Origin of the sequence: Dietzia sp. DQ11-71 (genome assembly GCF_014144995.1) — a bacterium.
GTDB lineage: Bacteria > Actinomycetota > Actinomycetes > Mycobacteriales > Mycobacteriaceae > Dietzia > Dietzia kunjamensis.
Genome location: NZ_JAALDT010000373.1, coordinates 1 through 5,983 on the forward strand (window position 1 = coordinate 1; position 5,983 = coordinate 5,983).

Genomic DNA, 5,983 nt, shown 5'->3' on the forward strand with positions numbered 1-5,983 from the left:
CTCGGCCGACCGGGTGCGCTCGGCGCGGGGTACTTCAGGGGGCGCGTACACCGGCGAGGCCGCCATCGCCCGCCTGCACGACGCGGCGAGCACGGGCACCGCCGTCACCGTCTCGGTCGTCGACGCCCAGGGCCGGTCCACCGCGCGACTGCTCGTGCCGGCCTCCGTCGGCGGGGGTCGGATCGAGGGGATCGAGCCCGATTCCGCCGAGCCCGTCACCCTCCCGCTGCACCGCGTGATCTCCGTCTCCGACGTCGACCCGACCCGCTGACCCGGATTCCTGGACAATGAAGGGTCGGACCCACGCGGGTCCGGTGAGACCCCGAGGAGGGCCGGAGTGAGTGGTGGACCGCTGATCGTCCAGTCGGACAAGACCGTGCTGCTGGAGATCGACCACGATCAGGCGAACGACGCGCGCCAGGCGCTGGCCCCGTTCGCCGAGCTGGAGCGCGCCCCCGAGCACGTCCACACCTACCGGATCACGCCGCTGGCGCTGTGGAACGCCCGGGCCGCCGGCCACGACGCCGAGCAGGTGGTCGACGTGCTGGTCAACTTCTCCCGCTTCCCCGTCCCGCAGCCGCTGCTGGTGGACATCGCCGAGACCATGGCCCGCTACGGCCGGCTCCAGTTGGTCAAGAGCCCGGTCCACGGACTGACCCTGGTCTCCCTGGACTCCGCAGTGCTCGCCGAGGTCAAACGCCACAAGAAGATCGCCCCGATGCTCGGCGCCGACATCGACACCGACACCGTCGTGGTGCACCCGTCCGAGCGCGGCCGCCTCAAGCAGGAGCTGCTCAAGGTGGGCTGGCCCGCCGACGATCTGGCCGGGTACGTCGACGGCGAGGCCCACGACATCGACCTGTCCACCGAGACCGAGCCCTGGGAGCTGCGCGACTACCAGCAGATGGCCGCCGACTCGTTCTGGGCGGGCGGCTCGGGTGTCGTCGTGCTGCCCTGCGGCGCGGGCAAGACGATGGTCGGGGCGGCCGCGATGGCCAAGGCCAAGGCCACCACGCTCATCCTGGTGACCAACACGGTCGCCGGTCGGCAGTGGAAGCGGGAGCTGCTGGCCCGCACCACGCTGACCGAGGACGAGATCGGTGAATACTCCGGTGAGCGCAAAGAGATCCGCCCGGTCACCATCGCCACCTACCAGGTGGTCACCCGCAAGACCAAGGGCGTCCACCGGGCGTTGGAGCTGTTCGACTCCCGCGACTGGGGGCTGATGATCTACGACGAGGTGCACCTGCTGCCCGCGCCGGTGTTCCGGATGACCGCGGACCTGCAGTCCCGGCGCCGACTCGGGCTCACCGCCACCCTGGTGCGCGAGGACGGCCGCGAGGGTGACGTCTTCTCCCTCATCGGACCCAAGCGGTACGACGCCCCGTGGAAGGACATCGAGGCGCAGGGCTGGATCGCCCCGGCCGACTGCGTCGAGGTACGGGTGACGCTCACGGAGAACGAGCGGATGCTCTACGCCACCGCCGAGGCGGAGGACAAGTACAAGCTGTGCTCGACCGCGCGGACCAAGATCCCGGTGGTCAAGAGCATCCTCGCCAAGCACGCGGGCGCCCCGACCCTGGTGATCGGTGCCTACCTCGACCAGCTCGAGGAACTCGGCGACGAGCTCGACGCGCCCGTCATCCAGGGCTCCACCTCCAACAAGGAGCGCGAGAAGCTCTTCAACGCGTTCCGCGCCGGGGAGATCTCCACGCTCGTGGTGTCCAAGGTCGCCAACTTCTCGATCGACCTGCCCGAGGCCAGCGTGGCCGTGCAGGTGTCGGGGACGTTCGGCTCCCGGCAGGAGGAGGCGCAGCGGCTGGGCCGGCTGCTGCGGCCCAAGCACGACGGTGGCCAGGCACACTTCTACTCGGTGGTCTCGCGCGACACCCTCGACGCCGAGTACGCCGCGCACCGGCAGCGGTTCCTCGCCGAGCAGGGGTACGCCTACCGGATCATCGACGCCGACGACCTGCTGGGGCCGCCGATCCCCGAGGTCGGCTGACGCCGGCGGCCACCCGCGGGTCCGGTCCGGACGGTTCCTGGGATACTGGACCCATGGCCGCCGATCGCACCCCCCGCGCCCCGCACGAGCAGTACCGCCTCGCCGACATCCCCGTCGACGACGCCTGGGTCCGCAAGCACAACGAGAGCCTCGCCGAGGTGCGGCGGCTGCAGTGGTCCGCGGGCATCCTCGGTGTGCTCGTCCTGGCCGCGGCCGTGGGCCTGCTCATCTACTCCGGCTTCGAGGCCTGGGCCTGGATCGTCGCCGCGCTGGCCGGGGTCTTCGCTCTCGGATGCCTGGCGATGATCGGGTACATCCCGCGCAAAATGGGCTCGATGCAGCGCACCTACGCCACCTCGGAACTCGTCCCGGCCATCATCGCCGAGGTGCGCCCCCGCGGGCTGACCCTCCTGGCGCTGGTCGACCGTGCCGTCGACCGCTCCGCCGGAAAGCTCCCCGCGCTGGCCGTCCGCAGCTGCGAGAAGCTCCCGGGTCACGACGTTCGCGTGGGCGAGCGCGTGCCGTGCGTGGCCGTGGTCGGCAACCGCAGCGCCCGCGGCGGCGACAACCTGTACCAGTTCATCTCACCCATGCCCGTCGCATGGGCGACCTCCGACAAGGCCGTCCTGCGCCGACTCGAGAAGGAGATCCCCTCCGGCGAGTGGGAGCGGGTGCGCCAGAACCTCGACCGGGTGGACGAGGTCTCGGCCACGCCGACGAGCCTGCTCCCCCTCGACTGAGCGGCCCCCCTCCCCCGGCATCTGTGCAAGCGACCGCCCTCACCCGGTTCCCGGCATCCGCGCGCCCTCGGCACGGCCGCACCCGTAGCCCGTCCGCGGCCTCACCCGCCGCCGGGCCCCCTGTGAACTAAGCGTCACGGGACCGTGATCCGACGCCACAGTTCCGCAACACCGCCTTCCTAGCCTGATCGGTACAGGCTCGAAGGAGGTCCAGGAATGACTGAGCACATCGTCGTCGTCGGGCACGGGATGGTCTCCCACCGATTCGTCTCCACCCTCGGCTCGCGGTACGCCGACACCGACCTGGCCGTCACGGTGATCGGCGAGGAACCCGATCCCGCGTACGACCGCGTGGGCCTCTCGGCCTATGTCGGCGCCTGGGAACGTGCGGCCCTGCACCTCGAGGACGCCCGCCACTCCGCCGACCCGCGGGTCACCGTCCGTTCCGGCCACCTCGTCACGGCGATCGACCGGGCGGCGCGGCAGGTCGAACTCGACTCCGGCGAGCGCATCTCCTACGACGCGCTGGTCCTGGCCACCGGCTCACGCGCGTTCGTCCCGCCCGTGCCCGGTCACGACCTGCCCGGCTGCCACGTCTACCGCACCCTCGACGACCTCGACGCGATCCGCGCGGCCGCCGAGACCGCAGGGCCCGGCGCGCACGGCGTCGTGATCGGCGGCGGGCTGCTCGGCATCGAGGCCGCCAATGCGTTGAGCCTGATCGGGCTGACCCCGCACGTCGTGGAGCGCAACGACCGGCTCATGCCCGTCCAGGTCGACGGTCGGGGCGGCGCGCTGCTGGGCGACCTCATCCGCGACCGTGGCATCGAGGTGCACCTGAGCGTGACCGACACGGTGATCGAACCGCGCGACGGTGCGGACGGTGACGGCGGGGTCCGGGTGACCCTGACCGGCGACGACGGCGAGACGACCGCGGTCGAGGCAGCGGTCGTGGTGTTCTCCGTCGGTGTGCGCCCCCGTGACGAGCTCGCCCGCGGGGCCGGGTTGGCACTGGCCGAGCGGGGCGGCGTGCTGACCGACCGGGCGTGCCGCACCTCGGACCCGCACGTGTTCGCGATCGGCGAGTGCGCGGCCATCGAGGGCACCTGCTACGGCCTGGTCGGACCCGGGTACGCCTCCGCCGAGGTGGTCGCCGCCCGGCTGGGCGACGGTCCGGGCGCCGACGCCGAGTTCACCGGCGCCGACCTCGCCACCAAACTCAAGCTCATGGGGGTCGACGTGGCCAGCTTCGGCGACGCCCACGGGCGCACGCCCGGCTGCCTCGAGTTGGTGGTGGACGACCCCGTCACGCGGACCTACTCCAAACTCGTCCTCAGCGACGACGCCCTGACCCTGCTCGGCGGGGTGTTCGTCGGGGACGCGGGCCCGTACCAGCTGCTCAAGCCGCTGCTCGGGCGCACCTTGCCGTCGTCCAATCCCCTGTCCCTCATCACTCCCGGCGCCGCGGCGGACGGCGGGGGTGTCGGCGTCGAGTCGCTGCCCGACGACGCCCAGATCTGTTCCTGCAACGCCGTCACCAAGGGCACGCTGCGCGACGCGATCTGCGGCGGGGCGTGCGACGTCCCGGCACTTAAGGCGTGCACCCGCGCCGGCACCTCGTGTGGGTCGTGCCTGCCGCTCATGCGTCAGGTGCTCGAGGCCGAGGGGGTCGAGCAGTCCACGGCACTGTGCGAGCACTTCGACCAGTCCCGCTCGGAGCTGTTCGAGATCGTCACGGTCACCGGGATCCGGACCTTCTCCGGCCTGATCGGGCGCTTCGGCCGCGGCTCCGGCTGCGACATCTGCAAGCCCACCGTCGCCTCGATCCTCGCCTCGACCAGCTCCGACCATGTTCTCGACGGCGAGCAGGCCTCGCTGCAGGACACCAACGACCACTTCCTGGCCAACATCCAGAAGAACGGCACCTATTCGGTGGTCCCGCGGATGCCCGGCGGGGAGGTCACGGCCGATCAGCTCATCGTGATCGGCGAGATCGCACGCGACCACGACCTGTACGTCAAGGTCACCGGCGGCCAGCGGATCGATCTCTTCGGCGCGCGTGTGGAGGAGTTGCCGCAGATCTGGCGACGCCTGGTCGACGCGGGCATGGAGTCCGGTCACGCCTACGGCAAGTCGCTGCGCACGGTGAAAAGCTGCGTGGGTACCTCGTGGTGCCGCTACGGCCAGCAGGACTCCGTGGGGATGGCGGTCCTGCTCGAGACTCGGTATCGCGGGTTGCGGGCGCCGCACAAGATCAAGATGGGCGTCTCCGGCTGTGCCCGCGAGTGCGCCGAGGCGCGCGGTAAGGACGTCGGGGTGATCGCCACCGAGACCGGGTGGAACCTCTACGTCGGTGGCAACGGCGGCGCGACCCCGCGGCACGCCCAGCTGCTGGCCGGGGATCTCACCGACGACCAGCTCATCCGCTACATCGACCGCACGGTGATGTTCTACGTCCGCACCGCCGAGCGCCTGCAGCGGATCGCACCGTGGCTGGAGTCGCTCGAAGGCGGCATCGACCACCTTCGTGAGGTCGTCTGCTCCGACTCACTGGGGCTCGCGGCCGAGCTCGAGGGCCGGATGGAATCGCATGTCGAGGGGTACGTGGACGAGTGGGCGGCCGTCCTGGACGACCCCGACAAGCTCGGCCGGTTCGTCTCCTTCATCAACGCCCCCGAGGCGCCCGACCCCACCGTGCAGTTCGAGGAGCGCGACGGCCGCAAGGTGCCGGTCCTGCTCGGTTCGCCGTCCATGCCGGCCCGCGTCTGACGGTCCCGCGCCGGACACCGGCCAGCTCTGCCGACCACCCCGCCCACGACTCCTGCTCACCAGCTCCGCCCACTACTTCCGCCCACGACTTCCGCTCACCAGTTCCGCCCACCAGGAGGAGATCCGTCATGACCACCACCCAGCTGTTCACCGCCACCCGCCCCGCTCCCGCATCGGGCGCCGCGCGCCCCGCCGAGATCGCCGTCTGCCCGGTCGGCCGCCTCATCCCGGGGCGTGGGGTCGCCGCCCTGCTGCCCGACGGCCGCCAGGTGGCGGTCTACAAGATCGGCGACGACGAGGTCCGCGCCCTCTGCAACATCGACCCCGTCGCCCGGGCCGCCGTGATGAGCCGCGGCCTGGTGGGCGACCGCGCCGGCGAACCCGCGGTGATCTCACCGATCGGCAAGCAGGCCTATGCGCTCGCCGACGGTCGCGGCCTCGACGACCCCTCGCACGGACTCTCGGTGTT

4 protein-coding genes and 1 pseudogene are annotated in these 5,983 nt (G+C 71.4%); all 5 read left to right on the top strand.

The genetic code is table 11. From position 1 onward, the window contains the following. Positions 1–271 (top strand): annotated as a pseudogene (locus tag G6023_RS12840) (helicase-associated domain-containing protein); the annotation flags it as partial. A gap of 66 nt (positions 272–337) precedes the next feature. Then, positions 338–2,005: a DNA repair helicase XPB gene (locus G6023_RS12845; protein WP_069390399.1), complete on the top strand. Its 1,668-nt coding sequence runs from the start codon at positions 338–340 to the stop codon at positions 2,003–2,005. 53 nt (positions 2,006–2,058) lie between these two features. After that, on the top strand, positions 2,059–2,745 hold the full coding sequence (locus G6023_RS12850; RefSeq protein ID WP_069390400.1) for a DUF3239 domain-containing protein: 687 nt from the start codon (positions 2,059–2,061) through the stop codon (positions 2,743–2,745). Positions 2,746–2,961: 216 nt separating this feature from the next. Next, positions 2,962–5,514 carry a nitrite reductase large subunit NirB gene (gene nirB, locus G6023_RS12855; protein ID WP_182635864.1) on the top strand — a complete coding sequence of 851 codons (2,553 nt, stop codon included), beginning with the start codon at positions 2,962–2,964 and terminating at the stop codon, positions 5,512–5,514. 128 nt (positions 5,515–5,642) lie between these two features. Continuing rightward, positions 5,643–5,983: nitrite reductase (NAD(P)H) small subunit (locus G6023_RS12860; RefSeq protein ID WP_182635865.1), on the top strand; the 341-nt coding region annotated here is incomplete at its 3' end.